At 45.8% G+C, this 23,920-nt stretch carries 19 protein-coding genes; all 19 read left to right on the forward strand.

Annotated elements, in window-relative coordinates; translation table 11 throughout:
• The first annotated feature begins 18 nt into the window (after positions 1–18).
• The 19 genes from NYE54_RS03940 to NYE54_RS04030 all read left to right on the forward strand — a co-directional run bounded on the left by NYE54_RS03940 (position 19) and on the right by NYE54_RS04030 (position 23,886).
• Positions 19–921, forward strand: coding sequence for an ATP-binding cassette domain-containing protein (locus NYE54_RS03940; RefSeq protein ID WP_339270175.1), 903 nt, complete (start codon positions 19–21; stop codon positions 919–921).
• On the forward strand, positions 914–2,218 hold the full coding sequence (locus tag NYE54_RS03945; RefSeq protein WP_339270177.1) for an ABC transporter permease: 1,305 nt from the start codon (positions 914–916) through the stop codon (positions 2,216–2,218). The genes NYE54_RS03940 and NYE54_RS03945 overlap by 8 nt, the downstream gene beginning before the upstream one ends.
• Positions 2,219–2,589: 371 nt before the next feature.
• A complete protein-coding gene (locus NYE54_RS03950) occupies positions 2,590–3,339 on the forward strand; it encodes an N-acetylmuramoyl-L-alanine amidase (protein ID WP_339270179.1) in 750 nt (249 codons plus the stop codon).
• Positions 3,340–3,355: 16 nt separating this feature from the next.
• Positions 3,356–4,174, forward strand: coding sequence for a polysaccharide deacetylase family protein (locus NYE54_RS03955; protein WP_339270181.1), 819 nt, complete (start codon positions 3,356–3,358; stop codon positions 4,172–4,174).
• A gap of 120 nt (positions 4,175–4,294) precedes the next feature.
• Entirely contained in the window at positions 4,295–4,951 is a 657-nt protein-coding gene (locus tag NYE54_RS03960) for a response regulator transcription factor (protein WP_213647895.1), read from the forward strand.
• Positions 4,952–4,956: 5 nt separating this feature from the next.
• Complete coding sequence (locus tag NYE54_RS03965; RefSeq protein WP_339270183.1) at positions 4,957–6,396, forward strand: HAMP domain-containing sensor histidine kinase; 1,440 nt, start codon at positions 4,957–4,959, stop codon at positions 6,394–6,396.
• Entirely contained in the window at positions 6,393–7,178 is a 786-nt protein-coding gene (locus NYE54_RS03970; RefSeq protein ID WP_339270185.1) for a hypothetical protein, read from the forward strand. Before NYE54_RS03965 ends, NYE54_RS03970 begins: the two co-directional genes overlap by 4 nt.
• A 227-nt stretch (positions 7,179–7,405) precedes the next feature.
• On the forward strand, positions 7,406–8,797 hold the full coding sequence (locus NYE54_RS03975; RefSeq protein ID WP_339270187.1) for an ABC transporter substrate-binding protein: 1,392 nt from the start codon (positions 7,406–7,408) through the stop codon (positions 8,795–8,797).
• 194 nt (positions 8,798–8,991) lie between these two features.
• The gene (locus NYE54_RS03980) at positions 8,992–9,858 is read left to right on the forward strand and encodes a sugar ABC transporter permease (RefSeq protein WP_215163345.1); all 867 of its coding nucleotides are present in this window, start codon (positions 8,992–8,994) and stop codon (positions 9,856–9,858) included.
• A gap of 50 nt (positions 9,859–9,908) precedes the next feature.
• Positions 9,909–10,745: a carbohydrate ABC transporter permease gene (locus NYE54_RS03985; protein ID WP_339273387.1), complete on the forward strand. Its 837-nt coding sequence runs from the start codon at positions 9,909–9,911 to the stop codon at positions 10,743–10,745.
• Positions 10,746–10,765: 20 nt separating this feature from the next.
• Entirely contained in the window at positions 10,766–11,908 is a 1,143-nt protein-coding gene (locus NYE54_RS03990) for an efflux RND transporter periplasmic adaptor subunit (RefSeq protein ID WP_339270189.1), read from the forward strand.
• A gap of 25 nt (positions 11,909–11,933) precedes the next feature.
• On the forward strand, positions 11,934–14,855 hold the full coding sequence (locus NYE54_RS03995; RefSeq protein ID WP_339270191.1) for a hypothetical protein: 2,922 nt from the start codon (positions 11,934–11,936) through the stop codon (positions 14,853–14,855).
• A 285-nt stretch (positions 14,856–15,140) separates the two neighbouring features.
• Complete coding sequence (locus NYE54_RS04000) at positions 15,141–16,358, forward strand: TraB/GumN family protein (protein ID WP_339270193.1); 1,218 nt, start codon at positions 15,141–15,143, stop codon at positions 16,356–16,358.
• 495 nt (positions 16,359–16,853) lie between these two features.
• On the forward strand, positions 16,854–17,747 hold the full coding sequence (locus NYE54_RS04005; RefSeq protein ID WP_256720821.1) for a sugar ABC transporter permease: 894 nt from the start codon (positions 16,854–16,856) through the stop codon (positions 17,745–17,747).
• A complete protein-coding gene (locus tag NYE54_RS04010) occupies positions 17,744–18,628 on the forward strand; it encodes a carbohydrate ABC transporter permease (RefSeq protein WP_339270196.1) in 885 nt (294 codons plus the stop codon). Before NYE54_RS04005 ends, NYE54_RS04010 begins: the two co-directional genes overlap by 4 nt.
• Positions 18,629–18,682: 54 nt before the next feature.
• Entirely contained in the window at positions 18,683–20,068 is a 1,386-nt protein-coding gene (locus tag NYE54_RS04015) for a sugar ABC transporter substrate-binding protein (RefSeq protein ID WP_339270198.1), read from the forward strand.
• Positions 20,069–20,200: 132 nt separating this feature from the next.
• Positions 20,201–21,196: a LacI family DNA-binding transcriptional regulator gene (locus tag NYE54_RS04020; RefSeq protein ID WP_339270200.1), complete on the forward strand. Its 996-nt coding sequence runs from the start codon at positions 20,201–20,203 to the stop codon at positions 21,194–21,196.
• Between the two features lie 312 nt (positions 21,197–21,508).
• Complete coding sequence (locus tag NYE54_RS04025; protein ID WP_339270202.1) at positions 21,509–22,873, forward strand: cytochrome ubiquinol oxidase subunit I; 1,365 nt, start codon at positions 21,509–21,511, stop codon at positions 22,871–22,873.
• Positions 22,870–23,886: a cytochrome d ubiquinol oxidase subunit II gene (locus tag NYE54_RS04030; protein WP_339270204.1), complete on the forward strand. Its 1,017-nt coding sequence runs from the start codon at positions 22,870–22,872 to the stop codon at positions 23,884–23,886. The genes NYE54_RS04025 and NYE54_RS04030 overlap by 4 nt, the downstream gene beginning before the upstream one ends.
• The last annotated feature ends 34 nt before the right edge of the window (positions 23,887–23,920 follow it).

Here is a 23,920-nt window from a genome sequence, read left to right on the forward strand (position 1 = left end):
GAGAGGGGTTTTTACGATATGCAACGCTTGCAATTAGACAATGTAGTTAAGATTTATGCGGACAAAACGGCGGTAAACCGGATTTCGCTTCAGGTTGAGGAAGGTGAAATCTACGGACTGCTGGGTGCGAACGGCGCCGGCAAAACAACCACCATGCGAATGGTGCTTGGATTGATCTACCCGGATGACGGAACAATTCTGTATAACGGAAAGCCGTATAACAAGGAACTGCGCCACATTATGGGTTACTTGCCGGAGGAGCGCGGGTTATACCCGAAAGTGAAAGTCAGTGAGCAGATTTCCTACTTGGCACAGCTGCGGGGCATGTCCGCGAAAGACGCGGATAAGAGTCTGAAATACTGGTTGGAACGGTTTGAAGTACCTGACTATTACGATAAGAAGATTGAGGAACTGTCCAAGGGTAACCAGCAAAAAATGGGCTTTATCGCAGCGGTTGTTCATGACCCGCAAATTCTGATTCTGGACGAAGCCTTCAGCGGACTGGATCCGGTGAACGTCGAACTTCTGAAATCAACAGTAAAAGAACTCCGCGACAAGGGCACAAGCATTCTGTTCTCCACCCACCGGATGGAACATGTTGAGGAGTTGTGTAAGAACATTACCATTCTGCATCGCTCCAATACGGTAGTGAAGGGGAATCTGAAGGATATCAAATCCAAGTATCCTCGTGAAGAAGTGGTGCTCGGCACGTCCGGTGAAGTCGGGGGTCTTGAAGCCCTGCCTGGCGTAACGGCTGTGGAGCGAACAGAAGACGGCTACTCCATCCGGATCAGCCAGGTTGAGGCAGCGCAAAACATTTTGAATACAGCCATGTCGCAAAGCACGATCCATCGGTTTGAAGTGAAGGAGCCGACACTCAATCAAATCTTCATAAAGGCGGTAGGTGAATCCAATGAATAATATGTGGACCGTTATCCGATTTACGTTCATGAATAAAATAAGAACAAAGTCCTTTCTCGTTTCAACCTTGATTTTTGCACTCATTATTACGATCGGGATCAATCTTCCTTTTCTGATCCAAATGTTTACGGGAGATAAGGCAGGATCCGAAGAAACCACCCGCATCGGCCTGGTATACGGACAGGAGCAGACGCTGGCTGAACAACTGGAGACTACCTGGAGTAACCTGCCGACAACCTCCTATGAATTGGTAAAATACGAAACGGCTGATGAAGCCGCTCTGAATAAGGATATTAAGGATGGCGTAATCGAAGGTTATCTGAAATTCGAAGCGCAAGAAGGCAATACGTTCCCGACCGTGGTCTACAGCTCTGAAGATGAGGCTATGAGCCCGGAACTGCAATCCAATCTGCAAGCAGCTCTGCAAGTGGCGAAGACGCGCAGCATTGTAGACGGACTTGATTTGTCCGATGCGCAGATTAATGAACTGAATCAACCGGTTCAAATTGACGCTCGGAGTATCGATCCTACAGAAACAGGTAACGCTGACGGAGCTTCCGGAGAGAAGGAAGGAGCTTCCGAGGTTATTAACTACATTGTTGTGTATGCACTGATTATTCTCTTCTTCTTCACTTTGATGGGGACAGGTAACATGATCGCTTCGGAAGTAACAACAGAGAAGAGCTCCCGCATTATGGAGATTTTGATTACAAGCGTATCTCCGCTGAGCCAAATGTTTGGTAAGGTTATTGGCATGTTCCTGCTGGGACTGTCCCAGATCGCGGCATTTGGAGTTGTAGTTGTTGTGAACTTGATACTGCCGCACAATATAGATACATTGAAGGACATGAATCTCGACCTGACAGCCATAGACCCGATGCTGCTGGTGTTCGGTTTAATCTTCTACATCCTTGGCTATTTCTTGTATGCGATGCTCTACGCGGCTATCGGTTCGATTGTCAGCCGTACCGAGGATTTGGGGCAGGCGGTCATGCCGATTACGATGCTGTCCCTGGTGGCATTCTATATCGCCATCTTTAGCCTAAACGCTCCGAATTCGATGCTGATGAAGGTATCCACCTACATTCCGTTCATCTCGCCGACCACGATTCTGGTTCGTATCGGCCTTGGCAGTATCCCATTCTGGGAGATCCTGCTTTCGCTGGCGATCCTGATTGTATCCATCCTCGTTTTCGGTTGGCTGGCTGCGAAAATCTATCGTACCGGTGTCCTGATGTACGGCAAGCGCCCTACATTCAAGGAGCTTAGAAAAGCGATGAAGGCTTATAAGATGTAAGCATAGGCAGCACTAATATGTGTGGTGTCTCATGAATAAATATATAACTGCATTCATTGTTAATGGTTAATATGTAAGGAGAAACGGAGAGGTGACTCTCCGTTTTTTTTTGATTTTTATATGTATTTTCCAAGTCATACTTAACAGCCATTGTTCGCAGCCTATGAATTTCCTATGTTACGACGTACAATGGGTATTTAACGTCTAGCATCCATAGGGTTCGGCTGTATATATTTTTGTGTGCTGTCAGTTGAAATCAGATTTTACAACTTCTATACAAGATGATCTAACTTATCATATATCGACTTGCTACACTTGTTGAGTCATTGAAGATATCAGCATGTACCGATTAATCGGAGTAAGGAGATCGTATGAAAAGGAAAAACAGAAAACAGCGTCAACGCCGCCAAGCGATATTGGTGGTCATTGTTGTTGCTTTGATAGGAATGATTTGGTCGATCTATGAGCAATTTTCACCCTCGGTTTCCGCGGAGCTAAAAGTTGCACTGTTCCCAAAAACGGCAGTGCCACAAGAAATATCTAAGCGCTACAAAATCGTGATCGATCCAGGGCATGGAGGCAAGGATCCTGGTGCGGAAGGAGTCAGCGGAAACCATGAGAGAGCGTACACACTAGCGCTGTCACAGAAGGTATTCGACCTGCTCCAGCAAGAGCCAATGTTCGAGGCGTACATGACACGTACGGACGATACCTTTGTCGATCTAGAGGATCGTAACCAATTCGCAAACGATCTTGATGTGGATGCATTGGTCTCCATTCATGGGAACACCTATGCAGATCCCGATGTATCTGGCACCGAAACATATTATTACGCGGACGATAGTATTCCGTTTGCACGCGAGGTGCACGAGCACTTGGTGGAGGCTACTGGATTCAGGGATCGCGGCGTGAGAAAGGAAAGTTGGAAGGTACTGACAGGAAGCAACAATCTCGCGATTCTGTTGGAGGTAGGGTTCCTCACCAACCCGAGCGATGAAATGGAGATGCTCAGCGAGAGTCATCAGGATCGAACCGCTCAGGGCATAGTGGAAGGGATCAAAGATTATTTTACGGATAGAGAAGATTGGAAAGGGGTTCGTGACACAACTGAAAATTCATAGAAGGGCTAGATAAATAATGAGAATATCACGAAATGATAATAAAAAAAACAGGGTAATTAAGGCGAGAAGAAGATTAGTCGTTGTTCTAGCAGCTAGCTTCCTAATGATCTTTTTAATAGGGAAACTCACTGCTGCTCCTGAAGAAGATGTCGTAGCCAAAGAAAATATTGTACAAAGTACCGAACAACCAGCCAAACAAAAAAGGACAGATGGAAAGCCTGGGGATAAAGTTGTTTATTTAACATTTGATGATGGTCCTACTAAATTAACGAATCAATTCTTAGATTTATTAAAAGAGCAAGATATACAAGCCACCTTTTTCATGCAGGGGACGAATTTACAAAAAACCGACTTACAGGAAAGTGTCAAACGAGCCACAGAAGAAGGCCATTATGTTGGAGCTCATAGTATATCGCATGATTACAAAAAGTTATACAATAACGGACAGTTTGTATCAGAGATGAAAGAAACACTGTCTCTGATTGAAGATATTACAGGTACAAATCCTAAGTTGGTTCGTCCACCTTATGGATCAGCACCAGGATTGGAAAGTGAACAGGTTCGTAATCAAGTTGTGAAATCTGGAATTAAGGTTTGGGATTGGACCATTGATTCTAAAGACTGGGATTTAAAAGATAATCCAAGCCAAATTGTAGAAAACATTAAAAGGCAAACTAGAATTGACAGAGAAGTGATTCTCATGCATGAAAAACCACAAACCTTACAAGCGCTTCCCGAAATCATTGCATTTTACGAGGAAAAAGGATATGAGTTTGCTGTATATAATGATGCAGACCATTTTTCGGTTAACTTCCAAAATGACAAACGTTTGTAAAAGGTATTTGGCTCTCGCGAAGTTAGTGCTTGAGCCTAGGACATGGTTGCAATTTTAATGTGGCTTCGTTATCGTAGCATTAAGATCGTGACTATTACTTGTGTTAGGAGATTCAGAGGCATGAGCAAAAAGATTTTGATTGTTGAGGACGATGTTCATATATCCAAAATCATTAAAATGAATCTCAATATTGTGAGCTACGAAACGATGGAGGTTTACGATGGCGAAGCTGCGCTTGAGCTGGTGCAACAGGAAAAGTTCGATCTTATTTTGTTGGATGTCATGATTCCGAAACTGGACGGTTTTGAGCTTATGAAACGCATAAAGCCGTACAATATTCCGGTTATTTTTTTGACGGCGAGAAACTCGGTTTATGATAAGGTGGACGGGTTGAAGCTGGGGGCTGATGATTACATGGTCAAGCCTTTCGAAGCGATTGAGCTGCTGGCCCGTATAGAAACGGTACTGCGAAGATATGAAAAGGAAGAACAGGTGATGGCATTCCAAAACCTGCTCGTCGATCTGGACAAACGGGAAGTAACCAAACAGGGGAAAGTTGTAGAGCTAACGCCCAAAGAATATGATTTGCTTGTCGTTCTGTTAAAAAACAAGAACATCGCCTTATCCAGAGAGCAGTTCATCGATAAAGTATGGGGCGGCGATTATTATGGCGAAACAAGAACGGTCGATATGCATATTAAATCACTGCGCAAAAAACTAGAGCTGCAAGATCATATCAAGACCATTTATAAACTCGGCTATCGGCTGGAGGATTGAGGGGAATGAAATTTTGGCAAAAAATTTATGTCTTCTCGATTCTAGTTTTCGTCATTATCTTTAACGCAGCCTCCATTATGGTTATCGAGCGCAGCCATAATAGGATGCTTGAGCAGGAGATCAATAGCGCGTTAAGCCAAAATATGAGTATTCAATCCAGTGTTAACGCGATTGTGCCGATCCTTCGCATCTATGATTCGATTGATTACGAGAAAACCGTATTAACGAGAATCGGTAATGAATTTGTGGGTACCAATCATGAACAGCGTGTGTATTTGGATATCAGAAATCAGAAAAATCGGGTAGTCTTCAGTAATACCGATTTCCCAATACCGACACAACGTGAGGAACTGGGCAAGCTGGGCACGGATGAAATCCATTATGTTTTACGGGATATCGGTGAGCGAACGATCCTGTTCACGTCAAGTATGGTGGATGTTAACCGTACAAGCTATCTATTTACTTATATGGTAGATGTCACCTCGTTATATCAGGACCGTGTAGATCAGTATCGGTTCTTTGTGCAAGTGGATGTGGTGGCTTGTTTCCTCTATATGTTGATCATGTTTTTTGTAAGCCGGGGACTGACGAGATCGATTGATCGGCTGGGTCGAACTGCTCAGGTTATCGCACAGGGGAATTTCTCCGAACGCGTCCAGTTAAAATCAAAAGACGAAATCGGGATGCTGGCCTACAATTTCAACAATATGGCCGCTGTTGTGGAGGACACCATCACAGAACTTGAGCGGAACAATCAAGAGAAACAACGGTTTATCAATAATTTCACACATGAATTAAATACGCCGCTGACTTCGATTATCGCCTATGCGAATTTTATGAGAACAACCAAATATGATGAGGAAACGTTTCTGGACGGTCTCAATGTGATTTATTCAGAAGGCAAGCGATTACAGATGTTGTCCATGAAGCTGATGAATTTGATTGTGTTGCAAGAGGATCAATTCGAGATGGAGCCGCACGATTTGGGAGCGATTATAGCTGAAATCAAGCCTGCGCTGGACATGATGGCCAAAGAAAAGCAGGTGACGATCGTCGCGAAGTGCGAGCCGGGCGAGCTGAGATTGGAGAAGGATTTGATCAAAGTTCTGATCTTCAATCTGGTAGACAATGCAATCAAAGCTTCGGATGAACAGCAGACCATTACACTGCGCGTCGTATGGCACAACGGAGATTGTGTGCTTGAAGTGACGGATCAGGGCATTGGGATCGCTAAGGAACATCAGGATAAAATTTTTGAGCCTTTTTACATGGTGGATAAATCGAGGACAAGAAACGGTAAAGGGGCAGGTCTCGGTCTTGCGTTATGTCAAAATGTTGCGAGTGTCCACAATGCCGTCATTCGGGTAAACAGCAATGAAAACCAGGGTACTACCGTAGAAGTTGTATTCTCGCTTACCCATCCGAAAGGTGGGATAAAGGAATGAACAAACTTATTTTAGTTATCATTTGTGTGTCGTTCATCATCCTGACGACAGGGTGCCAGAGCGTCTTCAATACGATTCCCAAAGATACCGTCATGGTTAAAAAAATAATCAGAGAGAACGAGAATATGGAGGAGGAATATGAGGGCGTTCTGTCCCAGGATGCGGTGAAGACACTTAGTCTTAATGCAGTAAATAAGTACTTCGATGAAGACTTGACGAAGGACGAGCTTCAATTTGAGTTGGCGGTTATTGACCAGAACAAGTTTAAAGTTATGCTAAATGAGGCGGAAAAGGGCCTCGTTGTTACACCAACAGGGGTTTCAGCAGCGGTTCCAGAACTAAAGGTGAACGATCAAATTGATTTTGCTACGTATTCTAGCGGCGTATATTATACGACGCTGACCAAACCGACCGATCCTGATCAAGGCTATCAAATCGTGCTGAATGCGAGGGACGGCGATGTCATCAGAGCTGTCAGAAGGCGAGAAACGATGCAGGATCATGCCAAGTCTACGGTGGAAGACGATCGAATGGTAAAATATCATATGAACGAAGTTGAACCTCTCGCAACAGAGTTTATTCAGGATAAAGGGAGCTATCCATTGTCCGATTTAACGCTGAATGAGGACATGACGCGCTCGGGCGGTGTTGTGGAATTGTATTACATGAGCAAGGACGGGGAGAAGTTAAAATATAATGTTACAGTCGATTTGAAACGAAATGAAATTATCGGTTTCAGTAAGGATGTCATGGCGCTGCTTAGTTACTATTCCAGGCTCTAAGCAGACCTGCCCGCCTAACCCAGTGCTGCAAGACCACACCAAACGCTTTTAGCGGCGATAAGCAAAGGACTGTCAGGGAATCATTTATCTCTGACGGTTCTTTTTTTTTACTTTTACAACTTCATTACAAGTCGATCTAACTCCTCATATATCCCTGTACTACACTTAATGGAGTAACTTTCGCGGGATGATCGCGGAGAGATCGATTATGGGAAGGAAGAGAAACAATGAAAAAAGCGATGATAATTCTATTCACGTTCATCATGGTCATGGTCTCTGCTTGCAGTGCCCCTACTGGCGGCAATCAAGGGGGAGCACAGACGACAGATAAAACCAGCAGTAACAGTAATAATCAAGCTAAAGAAGATGAAGGAATGCCGGTTGATGAAACGAAGGACGGCAAGAAAACCGTTGTTGTCTCGCTGCTTGCAGCGGACGATTTCTTCCTGCAAGCGAAACAAAAATACGAAGTCCAGCATCCGAATACGACGATTGAGTTCAAAGAGTTTCCTGCTGAGGGGGCCATGCTGTCCCCGGCTGAAGTGGAAAGATATGCAAAACAGACCACTACGGAGGTTTTATCAGGTAAGGGAGCAGATCTATATGCTGTTTCAGTTGTTCCCCTGCCCATTGAAAAGTATGTTAACAAAAAGGCGTTTGTTAATTTAGAAGAGTTGATTCAGAGGGATAACACTTTTGATCCCAGCCTGTACGAAATGAATATTATTGAAAATTCCCGAATGAATGACGGTATTTATACCCTTCCTTTACAGTTTAACTTAGAAGTTTTGTTTGGGGATGCTGCAAATATCGAGAATGCCGGTGTCACCATCGATGATAAGAAGTGGACTTGGAGCGATTTTGCAGAGATAAGCAAAGAATTGGCTAATAAGGGAGGGCATTCGGTCTCCATGGACAATTGGCCTCCGGAGCAGCTGTTAAATAACCTTGTATCCGACAATTATGCCAAATTGGTCAATGGGCGGACCGCATCTTTTGACTCTGCGTTATTCATAGATTTGCTGAAGCAAGTGAAAGCATTGTATGACGACAATATTATCACGTCGGAAGTCATGGGTGGTTCGCAAAAAACTAATTTCTTACATTCTAGAATCCTCTCCCCTTCAGATTATCTTGTCCGTCTCAGTTTATATTATGAAAATGCAAAAATCTATCAGAAGCCGCATTCAGCCGACCAACAATCAGGTGTATCCTTTAGCGTGACCAGAGAGCTAGCGATGAATGCAAATTCTACGGTCAAAGGGGAAGCGTGGAATTTCATGAAGTTCTTAATGTCGGAAGAGATGCAGTCCTTCCCGCAGCTATCTGATATTTCTATAAATAAGGCGGTCAATGATAAAGCTATTAAAGATGTAGTGGAGAAAGGGATTAATGATCCTAAGGTTGGCAAGGTCATTAAAGCAACCGAAGAGAATCTTCAACCATTTAAGGAATTGGTATCGGAGGCTCGTTTAAGAAATTATGGATACGATGACGAACACAACATGTTTTCAAAGATCATCGCCGAGGAGGCCACAGCATTCTTCACGGGTCAGAAATCTGCCGAAGCCACTGCTGAGCTCATACAGAACCGGATCATGACCTATTTGAATGAATAAGTCCCACGCTTATTTCACTGGGCAAAAATCGCCCGAAGAGGTGGCAGCGCTTATTCAAAACAGGGTGACCACTGTATTAAACGAATAGGAAAGCAAAGAGGGATGGGCCCTAAACAGTTGATGCAGGGTTCATTCTCTCTTTTTCGAAATGGTGAAGGAGGTACAAGGTGAAAGGCAATCTATTCTGGAGAAAAATGAGGGGCAAGCTGCGTCAAGACTGGACCGTTGCAGCTCTGTTTCTGGCACCAAGTCTGATCGGTTTTTTAATCTTTTATCTCGTTCCGTTCGGCATGGGATTTCTCTATTCGTTTCAGGATAGTACGATCGATGGTTCATTTGTTGGATTGGATAATTACAATACATTGCTTGCAAGTTCTTCCTTCCGCAAGGCAGCGACGAATACGTTCCTGTTCACAAGTGTGAGCGTGCCCCTTATGATCTTGGTGTCATTGTTGCTTGCGCAGTTGTTAAACAAAAAGTTGTTTTTTCGGAATTGGCTGCAAACGGCTTTTGTATTGCCCCTTGTCGTACCCGTAGCATCAATCGTTATGATCTGGCAAATTGTATTTGACTGGAACGGAACCTTAAATGCATGGTTGCAGAATTTCAATGTGGAGCGGATCGATTGGATGAAATCGGAGTGGTCCATTGGTGTACTGGCCATCGTCTATACGTGGAAAAATATTGGCTACAACATCATATTGTTTCTAGCGGGGCTGCAGAGCATTCCCAAAGACTACTATGAAACGGCAGATATCGAAGGAGCGGGCAGATTTCATAAATGGTTCCATATTACCCTGGTTTATTTGACTCCAACGATGGTATTTGTTTTTCTGATGTCGATTATTAATTCATTCAAAGTGTTCCGCGAAACATACCTGATTGCAGGCGATTATCCACATGACCGCATTTATATGTTGCAACATTATATGAACAACATGTTTCTTTCTCTCGATGTTCAGAAATTGACAGCTGCTGCTGTGTTAATGGTAGTTTGCATTCTTATTTTCGTCATAATGATGTTAGCTGTCGAACGTCGTTTTAGGAATTCCATGGAATAGGCAAGGTGGTTGGAAAATTGACTTTCATTCAAAAGCTTAGTCTATCGTTAATGATGGGTGTGCTGGCTTTGATGATGCTGTTACCGATTGTGATTACGGTCGTAAACTCATTCATGACGGAGGCCGAAATCGAATATAACTATCATCTCATTGGCCAATTGATCAATATCGAAGCAGGGGAAAAGGATGGATTTATTAATGTAAAGCTGCTTCCTGATTGGGTATCTTTCCGCCAATATGCGGAGGTACTGGTTCACAAACCTGTGTTTCTCCAAATGTTTTGGAATTCTGTGTTTATGGTCGTACCTATTATTGTTTTGCAAGTGCTGGTTGCGTCATTAGCTGCCTATGCGTTTGCAAAGCTGAGATTTCCGGGACGAGACAAGTTGTTCTTTCTATATGTTTTAACGATGCTTATGCCATTTCAGGTGACGCTCGTGCCCAATTATATCATTGCCGATAAGCTGGGACTTATCAATACAACCTCAGCCATTATATTGCCGGGTATATTCAGTGCTTTCGGTGTATTTATGCTCAGACAGTTCGTGATGCATATTCCAAATTCTTATATTGAAGCGGCCAAAATCGATGGCGCGGGGCATTTGAGAATTTTTTATCAAATTATTGTCCCGCTTGTCCAGCCGGGAATGGCTGCGCTCGTCGTTTTACTATTCGTTGATAATTGGAATATGGTTGAGCAGCCGCTTATTTTTCTTGAGGATGCATTTAAACAACCGCTGTCTCTGTATTTGTCGCACATTAATAAAGATGCAAGGGGCGTCGCCTTTGCTGCATCCGTCTTATATATGACTCCGATGGTGCTGTTGTATTTGTACGCTGAGTCATATTTTGTACAGGGCATTCAGCTATCAGGAGTTAAAGGTTAGTTTATTACGGGGGGATATGAATGGAAGTGCAACTTGCTAGTAAAACGATATCTGGACGCAAAAGGAGGATTCGCATCTTCTTTGGCTTATTTGTGTTGCTACTCGTTGCATTGACGTTGTTTAGCAATACTCTTAAGGCGTTAACGCTCCCTAAGGTTGCAGTTACAACACCGGAAAGAGGGGAGTTAAATCATACTTTTCAAGGTATGGGAATTGTGAAGTGGCGAGAGACCGCAGCTTTATCGGGCGCTGTCGGAGGCAAAGTTGAGAAGGTCCATGCCAAGGAAGGCAAAACGGTTAAGAAAGGAGCGATCCTGGTTGTTTACAACCAACGGACCCTCCAGCGTCAGATTGAGGATGAAGAGACGCAATTGAGCCAGTTCATGCTTACGCTAAAGGAGCAGCAAGATAGTTATAAGGAAGCTTCACTAAGCGACGATGAGAAAACAATCGTAAAAGCTAAAAACGATATGAAGAGGACTCAAATGGATATCGATGTCCAAAGACGGAAAGTTCATAGATTGCAGGAGGATTTGCAAGAAAACAGCACATTGATTGCACCTTTTGACGGGATCGTTACGAAGATTAATGCAGTGGAGGGGCTTGAGTCGAAAGGGGAAGAGTCCGATGTTATAATCGCCAATTCGAAACTCGGCTTTGAGTTTGAGTTTACTGCCCCAGCGACATTAATGGATAATCTGGAAAAAGGAGCAAAATTGAATGTTCGAATAGGTGGCAGTAATGCCAGACAAGTCGAGGGGAGCATTGAGGATATTAAAGATACCGAACAACCGCTTGGTGAACCGGAAAACGGCGGAAACACACCTGCTTACACAACACCTATGAAGCAACTGGTGATTGCTATTGAGGATAAGGAGCTAAAGGGCGGAGAGCCGGCAGAGACTCAGTTGATCAAAACGGTGAATGATTTGATCCTAGTATCGAATGAAGCTATCCACAAAGAAGGAGACCAATCGTACGTATTTGGTGTCGAGGAAAGAAACGGACCGCTAGGTAACAGCTTTGTTGTTAAAAAAACCTATATTACGATCATGGATTCGAATGAAAACCAATCGGCAGTAGACGGTGTAATGGAGCATCAACCGATCATTGTTGAGAGCAGTGCTCCGCTGCAAGAAGGCGATAAGATTCGATTGCACTAAATTATTTTTATCAGGAGGTACATTGATGTACAGGCCAAAAAAGATATGTATGACCATGATGCTCAGCGCTGCGGTGTTGAGTCAATTCGTTGCCATGGATACATATGGGGCATCTGCAGCTAATGCGTCCGGTTCCAAATCTGCTGCAGCTGCTTCTATGTTCACACTGGATAAACTCGGTTCGGTCACATTGAAGCAAAACGTCAGTGTGAAGCTGACGGGGATGGATATGATGACTGCGCCTGACGGCAATATTCTGGTATACACGCTTCATTACAGTAACCGTAGTAACAATAGAATAGATCTGATCGACTATTTCTCCAAAGTTTCCACGCCGAGTGGCGCCATTGTAAAAGGAAAAGCAGTTACGAGTGATGCTGGTAAAAGAACGCTGCATGCAAATAGCAGTCAATCCGTAACGTACTATGTGAATATTGGAAAATCGTCACAGATAAACGGAATTAAGGTCTCCATGTTCGGATGGGATTTTAGCAGCCCCACTTATGATAAAAGACTGGGTGGTTTCACGATTCCTGCCCATTATTCATCTGTAGTTCCTGTAGGCAAGAGCAAGCAGATTAAGATGAATAATTATTCCGTTACGGCCAAGGCAGATACCGCGCAGAGGTATAAAATCAATGGAAAAGTATATATAAAACTGGGGATGAAACTCTCGAATGGAGGAACCACGGTACTTAGCGATCCCGGATATAAAGCATATCTAAAATCGGCCGGCGGCTCGGTATTCGAGCTCTTGCCTGATTCAGCCAGCACCAGCTACAAGCTCCAGCCTCAGGAGAGCAGAATCATCTACTATTGGACAGAGGTTCCTTCCACGATGAAGACGAATGGCATGACATTGCAGCTCGCGCTAGAAGACAAAGAGTTGAACATAAATCTTCCGGTGCAATCGTTCAAACTTTCTGCGGCAGCTTCCGAGCCTGCTGTTGCTAAAGGCAAAAGCGCAAAGGTTATGATGAAACAGCTGCCCGTTACGGTCAAGGCGGAAAGTTTGCAACGAATGAAAGATAATGGAAAAGTGTATATGAAGGTCGGGGTTCATCTCGCAAACGGAGGAAAGAGGGTACTAAGCGATCCTGGATTTAAAGCACAACTGAAGTCAGTCGGCGGCTCGGTGATCGAACTTGTGCCTGAGGATGATACAGGAGGAAGCTTTAAGATCCAGCCAGGGCAGAAAAGAACGATATACTATCTGGCTGAGGTGCCTTCCAATCTGAAAACGGACCATTTGACGATTCAATTCACCCAGGAAGACGAAGGTTTGAAAATGACGCTCCCGGTAAAAACCTTCAAGCTTCCTGCCGTTAGCGCTGACGTGCCTGCGGCTAATAATGCCGTCAAAAAAATATCCATTAATAACAGTACGATTGAAACGCAATTGAAGAGTGCTTCCGTATTTGCTGAGAATGATACCGGGAAATGGAGCCTTCAATTCCGCGTTAAAAATCTCGGTCAAAAATCAGTGAAGCTGCCAGCTTACGAACTTTCCATCCGGACTGCGGAGGGTTACAGCATACCGGTAAATACGAAGGCGTTTGAGAATGTTACGTTGAAGCCGCTGGAGGAGAAACTTATTGATCTCGAGGCAGATGTACCCTTGCACATGAAACAGAATATGCTGCAGCTGCAATTAATGGAGCCTGCTATGGAAGGGAAGATCCGTTTCCCGACGGCCTTTTATAAAATTCCTTATGCTCAGGAAGAGAAGAGCCATCTGGGCTTGGAGAACATCATGGAGAACAGTCATGGAACATTCGGCGTAAAGCTAAGCTTGTATCAACGGCTGCCTTGGGGAGACGGCGATCAAATTGCCGCCCGGATTAGTATTCGCAACACCAAAGACTCGACCGTACAGCTGCCTGAGCTAAAAGCCAAGGTTAAGGCCGATATGCGTGATTTGAGCAGTACGGCTCAAATCGTGGTGCCAACGGATCAAACGACCTTGGCGCCTAATGAAACCGTAGAGATGTATGTGCTTGCCAAGGTGCCATATTCCTATAATTTCAATCAATTACGAATGGAGCTGCAGGAAGTATCAGAAGAGAAGGTCACGAAATTTCTGTCGCTCAATACCAAAGCGCTCAACAATGTAATGAATCAGGTCGCTGCAGGCGAATCATACCGTATTTCTACTCCAGGCAAGAAAGCGGAAATCCGTGAACGCATGTCTACGGTTTACCAGGGAAGCAGCTCCAATTTGATGTATACGGAACTGGAGATGACCAGTCAGGAAACACGTTACTCCAGGCAGGCACAGTTGGTGGCGTACTACAAGACACCGGACAACGAGTATTTTGAAGCTGAAATCAATCAATCGACCGACAAGACAAGTCCGAATGGGAAAAATCTGGTTACGGTTTGGAGCAAGCTTCCGCTGAATGTGAATACTTCAGAACTTGTGCTTTATATCGGCGAAGGTGTGGCCGACGGAAAACTGACAGCTTTAGGGGAAGAATCAACAGGATCGATTAATACCATGGGATTAGCCTTAAGGCCTAGAGCTATAGATCCGGGAGCGAGTTTAGGAAATGTGGAATTGTTCCCGTACAGACTGTCCGTAACGAGAGGGGAAGCTGAGCTTAGCAAAGGGAAGGATCGGCTTGATACTGTCATTCATTATAACCTCTCCAGAGATGGCGATTACGAGACAGGCGAATATGAACACAAGCTCATCATGGAGATGATTGACCCGACCGGACAATCCACAGAGAAGGCGTTGACACTCGGCACCGATTTGACCATCGGCAGCAATAAATCATACGCCATTACATTGAATAACAACTTCGGCAAAAATGTAAGCGGAGGGACTGTTCGCATCAACCTGTATGATGAGTTCCAGGGGCGGAGAATGCTGCTTGGAAGTCAGTCGTATCCCATTATTTATGAAGAGACCCCAAGCGAAGGAACTGACAAGGCGAACGATTAACGAATGAGCGTCACATATACCTGTTACAACAACCCCGAAATAAAATTCGGGGTTATTTTTATTAAAGAGGCAGCCAGTTCGTAATGTAAGAAATGCAGCATGCCGCGAACCTTCGGAGGGCAAGTTATTGCATAAAATAGTAAAAGATATTCACGGGTTTCTTTCTAATTATGATATCATAGAAAGAGTTGTGAGTTGCTGGAGTAAGAAAGCGGAAGACAAAGGGTGTCAAATCGGTATGGCGCAAACTATCAACTCACATTGAAAATAAAGGAGATTACATAAATGAAAAACTGGAAAAAAATGCTCTTGTCCCTCGCGATTTCGGTTGGGCTGCTCGCTTCGGCAGTACCTGCCATGGCTGCCCCACAACAACAGCCGGCAGTAAAAGTGGATAACCAAGTTGTTCAATATTCGCTTGGCACACCGATTATAGATAAGGGCACAACGCTTGTTCCGCTCAGAACAACGCTTCAGGCTCTGGACGTGAAACTGAAGGGTACAGCAGATGACACGATCCATGTCGTTGTGGATGGCAAAACCATTACCCTAAAAGGTAAGCTGAAACAAATCAATGGCGTAACCTATGCACCAATTCGAGTTGTTGGGGACGCTGCCGGTTATAAGGTTAGCTGGGATGCGAAAACTCGCGCCGTTCTGCTGGTTTCCAAGGAAACAGAAACCGCACAAGCTGGCGGCCGCGGCTTCATGTGGGAAGTGGAGAGCAACGGGAATACAGTGTACCTTGTAGGTTCCATGCATATCGCGGATGATAGCTTCTACCCGTTACGTCCGGAATTTGAAGAAGCATTTGCCGAGGCCGACTATCTCGGTGTCGAAATTGATATCAGCAAAGCGGCTGATGAAGAGCAGCAGAAACTGATCATGGATCTGGGAATGTATCAGGATGGGACAACCTTGAAGGACCATGTATCCAGTGAGACCTATGCTAAGCTTGGCGGAATTCTGAAGCAAAGTGGCATGCAGCCGAATGCACTCGATGCATTCAAGCCTTGGGTTGCCGAAACCACGATCAGTAGTCTGAAATCCGTAAAAGCCGGGTACGAAGCATCAGCTGGGATCGACCTGTATTTCATCCAGAAGGCCATCGAACGCAAAGTTCCGATTCTGGAGCTGGAATCCTACGAATCCCAGCTGGGTATGTTTGATGGCTTCTCCAAGGAGCTGCAGGAGAAAAACCTCAATATCGCCCTCGATAACTTCGACGTACTGGACGAGAGTGTGAACCAGATGGCCGAAATGTGGAAAACAGGCAATGACGAGCAGCTGCTCGAGTTAACAAACAGCATGTCGGGTGACGAGGAATATAACAAAGCGATGCTGATCGACCGCAACATCGGCATGGCAGACAAAATCGACAGATATTTGAAAAACGGCAAAAACGAAGAGTATTTCATTGTGGTAGGGTCAGCTCATTATCTGGGTGAGCATGGCATTGTGAAGCTGCTTAAGGATAAAGGCTATACGGTTGTTCGCAAGTAAAATAACTGCAGGGTGGTAGTCTTCGGGAAACAAAAAACCTTCAATGATCGTCATTCGATCATTGAAGGTTTTTTGTTGTTCTTGCAGGTATATCCGTGACAAATGATGAGTAGAGCAAAACTTGCTCCCTCTGTGTAAGTTGATCTTGGAAGGGGGGGCTATTACCTTCCAGCGTAGGTGTTTCCCCAACCAAAAATTTCATGATGTTTCAGAGTCTGGATATCGGCTACAAACCGTTCTGTATCAGTCTTTGGCAGACTTCCCGTCAAATGGTTTCAGCAGCGGCAATCAATGCAGCGCTTTCATTTTTCCAAAAAAACAGTTGATAATTGAGAAATCATCCTCTATGATAATGTCATCAGACCGGATATGAAAATTAAAGCACTTTAACTTTTATACATACATCATCCTATGAAACCCTGAAAACAGGGGAAACTTTATATTGAAAGTTAAAGCGTTATAATTTTCAAAATAAAAAGAAAGGTTGGTGTTTCCGTGACCCATCGCGAAAGCCGACGGCAGACGTTATACATGTACCTCTTCATCGCTCCATGGCTTATCGGTTTCCTGGTGTTTGCCTTGTATCCGATTCTGTCATCCCTTTATTACAGTTTCACGGACTATGACATTATCCACCCACCGAAATATGTCGGCCTGGCGAACTACACCGAAATGTTTCAAGATGATCTGTTTTGGAAATCCGTTGTGGTAACGGTGCGGTATACGTTTATAAGCGTACCGATCCAACTGTTGCTGGCACTCGGGTTTGCGCTCCTGCTCAATACGAAAATACCGTTCCGTGGATTTTTCCGGACCGCCATGTATTTTCCGAGCATGGTATCCGGCGTGGCGATGTCACTGCTGTGGTACTGGATTTTCAATCCATCGATCGGTCTGTTCAACTACGTTCTGTCCTGGTTCGGCATCAGTGGCCCGTCCTGGCTTATGAGTCCGGATTATGCGCTTTACGCTCTGATGATTATGTCCTTCTGGACAGTAGGTTCAGGCATGATTCTGTTCCTCGCAGGACTCATGAGCGTGCCTGCAAGTCTCGTGGAAGCCGCCAAGCTTGACGGTGCGGGGCGCTTCCGGATTTTTCTGAATGTGACACTCCCCATGATATCACCGGTGCTGTTGTTCCAGCTGATTATGGGTGTCATTGACTCCTTCCAGGTATTTACGCAAGCGTACGTCATGACCCAGGGCGGTCCTAACTACTCGACATGGTTCTATGTTTACAACCTGTACACCAGCGCCTTCAAAGAATACCGGGCTGGATACTCATCCGCTCTCGCGTGGGTTCTGCTGATCGTTGTCATGCTGTTTACGGCACTAATTATGAAATTCTCGAACCGTTATGTTCACTATGAAGGAGGCGGACGCAAATGAGAACCATTCCGACAGCCAGTCCTTCGGCTTCACCTTCTACGAATAAACGCCGGCGCAAAATCGATGTCGTAAGCATTGCCAGCTTTATTGCCTTAGTGGTTACTACCTTTCTCATGCTCCTGCCTTTGTTCTTCATGGTTTCGACCTCGCTGAAATCGAAGAAGGAACTCCTGAAGTTTCCTCCAACCTTTTTACCAGATTCCTGGGAGTGGAGCAACTACAAGGAAATTTTCGAAACGCTAAACTTCGGCCAAATGTACATGAACAGTCTCATTATCGGCACTTTGACCGTGGTCGGCACTCTGTTGTCGTCGGCGCTGGCAGCCTACGGCTTTGCCAGATACCGGGGCAAGGGCAGCAACCTGTGGTTCATGTTGATGCTCAGCACCATGATGCTTCCTTATCCAGCGATTATGATCCCGCAGTTCATTCTTTTTTCCAAGCTGAACTGGATCGATACGTTCTTGCCGCTGATCGTACCTGCATTTTTCGGCTCGGCATACAACATCTTTTTGCTGCGCCAGTTCTTCTCCACGCTGCCGGATGAGTTGTTTGACGCTGGACGCATGGACGGTTGCAGCGAGCTGCGGATGTGGTGGCGGATTGCCTTGCCTCTGTCTGGTCCAGCACTTGCAACCGTTGCCATCTTTGCCTTCATTTACAGCTGGAACGACCTGCTGACACCCGTGCTCTACCTAAGCTCATCGGATAAATTTACGCTTCCGGTCGGTATGTCTTCCTTCACCTCGTCACGGTTTCGCATTCCGCCGTGGCATCTGCTCATGGTTGCCTCCGTGCTCGCCATGCTGCCGATTGTCACATTATTTGCGATAGCCCAGAAACGATTTGTTGAAGGAATTGTACTTACAGGCATCAAGTGAAGACCCTGCCGCAGCGGCGGCAAACAAACTTGAGTATATGGGGGACTGTAGTTCATGAAAAAAAGAAGGATTAAAAAGACCTATGCACTTCTGCTTGCGTTCAGCATGCTCGTCGTATTGGCATTGTCCGGCTGCACCGGTGGCAAATCAGCGGGAGAAGTGGCTCCCGAAGGCAAAGGCGACAGCGGCGGTTCTTCAGGCGAGCAAGTAACCATTACGCATTACACGATGGATTCGGAAGACCGGACTTTTATTGAGAAGCTGGTTCCGGACTTTGAAGCCAAACACCCTAACATCAAGGTCAGAATAGAAAAGGCTCCTTACGAGCAGTTTGATAGCAAACTGCAAACGCTGATCGCTGGCGGTAAATCGCCTGACGTGACAAGCCACTATGGCTACGGCGGCTTTGCGGAATATTTCAACAAAGATATGCTGCTTGACATGAACGACATTATAAAGGAAGACGGCTTTAAGGCATCCGATTACAGCATCCCGGAAGACCTCATGGACATCTATACCATCAAAGACCATGTATACGGGATTCCGGTCAATATGTATGTGACCCTCATGCTCTATAACAAAGACATGTTCGATGCTGCCAATGTTCCTTATCCTCCAAGCGATTACGAGGACAAGAGCTGGACGTTTGACAAAATGGTTGAAGAAGCCAAGAAAATGACGCATGTATCCGACGATATCGCTAAAACACAGTATGGCGTCGACTTCACATGGTCCGAACGCGATATGCGCCCGCTGTATTTCGGCGTTGAGCCTTACTCCCAGGATACCTGGACCAACGGCGGCGTGCCTTCGGAGACTCATTTTGATTCTCCTGAAGTGATGGCAACCTACAATAAACTGTTTGACCTGATTTTGAAGGATAAGGTCTCCCCGACGACGGAATGGAGTAAGAGCGTAGCCGGGCAAAATGGCGATGCATTCGTAACCGGCAAGGTTGGCATGACCGTCAGCGGCTCCTGGAGCCTTGCAGGCTCCAATGACTTTCCGTTCGAGGTCGGCGTGGCTGCAGTTCCTGCTGGCGGCAACGACAAGATCCGCAGCGTGCTGTTCGTCGATCCACTCTTTATTCTGAAAGGTTCCAAGCATCCGAAGGAAGCTTTTGAATGGATCAAATATCTGGTCAGCGAAGAAGTTCAGGAAAAATCCATTGACCTGAGCGGCGGCAATCCACCTGTCAATACGAAGGCAGCTGAAGCTTATTACAAGCATTTTGAGGGCATCGATCCGGAAGATGTGAAAAAGGTTTATGAAGGCGCTGTGAAATACGGCTTTGAATCCTATAATCACTTGATTACCAACTACTCGCAAATCAATGACATGTTCATCAATGAAATGCAGCCGATCGATACCGGACACAAGACCGTTGAAGAAGTGATGCCAACGATTCAGAAAAAAGTCATGGAAATTATCAAACGTTAATGCAGACTATGGTACCGCCCCGAAAGGGGCGGTGCATCTGTTAATTTAGCTTCGCGGCCAGGCCTCCGTCCATGTATACTAGTGTTAAGCCAATGTAAACGTACGGAAAATCCGCCGCAAGGAGTATAAACAATGAAGGTTAGTATATTTGACGTAGCAAAAAAATCAGGCCTGTCCGTTGTAACGGTTTCACGTGTCTTAAACGGCGCCGAATCTGTTCGAGAGAAAAACAGACAAAAGGTTCTGGAAGCCATCAAGGAGCTTGATTACCGTCCTAATGCTGCCGCTCGGAGTTTAGCCCGCGGTAAGACAGGGATTGTCGGTTTGATCGTGACCACCCTTCAGGACTCCTTCTTCGACGCTGTAGTCAAGGAGTTGAATGAAGTGCTGGCACTTCACGGTTATTTCCTGGCCATTTCGGTCTCTACGGGCATAGGCTCTGACGAAGCCCATTATCTGATTCAGGAAGACCGCGTGGACGGACTGATTCTGCTCTCGCCAATGGAAGAAGACAACTATATCGTGGAATTGAAACGGCGCAATATCCCGTATGTCCTGATTGACAACCAGAAGCCGGATAATGACGCTTTTTCCGTCACCATAGACAACTACAAAGGCGGTTATACCGCAACGAAGCACCTGCTCGATCTCGGCCATACTTCCATTGCGCATTTAAGCGGGCAGGATATGTTCCGCAGTACGAGGGAACGCCGAAGCGGCTTTCTGCAGGCACTTAAGGAAAAGAGCCTGGCGCCGTTCGAAATGATTACGGGCGATTTCGAAATCGACTTTGGTTATGATATTTGCCGCAAATGGCTGCAGGAAGGGCGACTTCCTTCCGCCGTATTCGCAGGCGATGACAATATCGCGCTCGGGGTCATGAACGCTCTTCTGGAAGAAGGCATCCGGATTCCAGAACAGGTAGCCATTGTCGGCTATGACGATCAGTATATCTCATCCAAGCTGCGCCCACATTTGACAACGGTCCGGCAGCCTACTGACCGGATTGGGCTTGCCGCAGCGGAAATGCTGCTGAAGCGTATGGATGGTACGATGAAACGCGGGGGCAATGTTCGGATTGACCCTGAACTTATCGTGAGAGAATCTACGGTTATACCTGCAGAATAGTCAGTTGTTTCATTCAAAGAAGAGTGCCTGGTCCCCGTATTTACGGGGACTTTTTCTTTTTATCGAGTGTATGAGTAGATAAGCATGCAGCTTCAAATACCATACATCGGTTAATAGTACAATGACTCGATGGAGTGATTTTTTTGTTTTTCACCGAGTTGTCGGAAAGATACGATTGTTTGTTGAACGAGAGGCTTTCGTGATTCATTTGAGACATTGCTTCGTTATAATAACGTTTAAATATCGGGTATGTACTTATTAGGGTCAATCCCGATCAACGAATGAACAGGGTTTGAAAGGAGGCAGTATCTCGTGGTTATAGATACGGTGCTGTGGAGCAAATGGCTGACAGGGCTAACCTTGGCGTTTCATGTCATTTTTGCCACGGTTGGCGTCGGTGTTCCGTTAATGATTGCCATTGCCGAATTTGTCGGTATACGTAAGAAGGATCCCCATTACATGCTCATGGCCAAAAGATGGACGCGAGGATTCGTTATTTCGGTGGCGGTTGGCGTGGTGACTGGAACGGCGATCTCCTTGCTGCTCGCGCTTGTTTGGCCGAACTTTATGCAAGTGGCGGGGAATGTTATCGCCCTCCCGTTATTTATGGAGGTTTTTGCATTCTTTTTTGAAGCCATTTTCCTGGGGATATATATGTACACGTGGGATCGGTTCCGCAACCCGTATATCCATTGGCTGCTGACGATTCCGATTGTTGCCGGGGCAGGCATGTCCGCTGTTTTTATTACGACGGTGAACGGATTCATGAATCAGCCTGGAGGCTTTGTCATGGAGGCAGGCCACTTTACGGCGGTTAACCCGCTGCAAGCGATGTTGAATACGGCGACGCCTTCAAAAGTATTCCATGTACTAACCTCGGCCTATTTGACGGGAGCTGCCCTGCTGGCGGGAATCGCAGCCTACGTTATTCTGAGAAAAGGGCCCTCGGCATATTACAAGAAAGCATTGAAGCTCATGATGGCGGTTGTTCTGGTGTTCAGCTTGCTGACAACCTTAGCCGGGGATATGTCGGCCAAGTTTTTGGCGGAGCATCAACCGGAGAAGCTGGCCGCTGCAGAATGGCATTTTGAAACGGAAAGCGGTGCGGATTTGATATTACTGGGCTGGCTTAATGCGGAGCAGAAGGTAATGGGAGCCATCCATATTCCGAAAGCGCTCAGCTTCCTGGCCTTTGGGGACTTTGATGCCGAGGTAAAGGGGCTGGAGGAGTTTCCGCTTGATGAAAGGCCGCCTCTGCTTGTCCATTATTTGTTTGATTTCATGGCCGGGATCGGTTTTGTTATGTTAGCCATTGCGGTCCTGTATTTCCTGTTTTTGTTCTGGAAGAGACGCAATGAGCTCAACAAGTGGCTGCTTCGGGCCATTGTTTTTAGTGCGCCTCTCGCATTTTTGGGCGTTGAAATGGGCTGGTTCTATGCGGAGCTCGGGCGGCAGCCGTGGATTATCCGCGGATATATGCGCGTAGAGGAGGCGGCTACGACTTCACCGAATGTGAGGATTCTCTTTTTCCTCTTCCTGCTACTGTATATTGTTCTTGGGACCATGTGTGTCTTTGTCCTGAGACGTTTGTTCCGTAACAAACCGGCAGAAGCCGAGCTGGACGAGTTCGTGAAAGAGAAACGCGATCAATCCACGGGAAAGGGTGAGCCGGTATGATCCATTACGAGTTGATAGGCATCTCCGTCCTTTGGCTGTTTTTATACGGCTATTTAATTATAGCCTCCATTGATTTCGGCGCTGGTTTTTTTGCCTTCTATGCCCGTCTGACGAAGCAGGACCACCTGATCAATCGATTAATATCCCGTTATTTATCGCCGGTCTGGGAGATTACCAATGTGTTTTTTGTCTTTTTCTTTATCGGCATCGTCGGGTTTTTCCCGGACACGGCCTATTATTATGGCTCTGCGCTGCTTATACCGGGAAGCATCGCCATTATCCTGCTGGCGATCCGTGGCTCCTTTTACGCTTTTGAAAATTACGGCTCCAAAGAAAATATCGTGTATCTGTTTTTATATGGGGCCACAGGTTTATTGATTCCGGCTTCCTTGTCGGTAGCATTAACGCTTTCCGAAGGCGGTTTTATTGTGGATAGAGGCGGAGCTGTTTCTCTGGAATATTGGACACTGATGACGAGTCCGTTGTCGTGGAGCATCGTTGCATTGGCCATCGTATCGGTGCTGTTTATAAGCGGATCGTTCCTGGCCTTCTACGCCTCCCGGGCGGACGATCAGCCAGCGCTAAAGCTGGTGCGGACATATGCCCTGTTCTGGAGTACGCCAACCATTATTGCCGCGCTCACGGCATTTATTTTCCTCAGTCAACATAATGAGCGGCATTTTCAAAACATGATGGATTTATGGTGGCTGCTGGCGCTTTCCGTTGGTTTTTTCATGATAGCCATTTGGCTGCTGTACAAAGGTCGCCGCTACGGACTCGCTTTTATTTGTGTTATGCTGCAATTTTTCTGTGCATTTTTTGCATACGGTATCGGTCAATATCCTTATATTCTGGATCCGTACATTACCATTCAAAGCGGGGCCACGCATGAGTCGATGGGTGCTGCGCTTGTGGCGGCCTTTATCGGCGGCCTCTGCCTGCTGATTCCGTCCCTTATACTGGTCTTCAGGCTATTCCTGTTTGATGCGGATTATGTAAAAGGCAAAAAATAATAATCGTGCGTGGGTATCACTTCATTTAGGAGTA

Source organism: Paenibacillus sp. FSL K6-1330, assembly GCF_037976825.1.
GTDB lineage: Bacteria > Bacillota > Bacilli > Paenibacillales > Paenibacillaceae > Paenibacillus_AQ.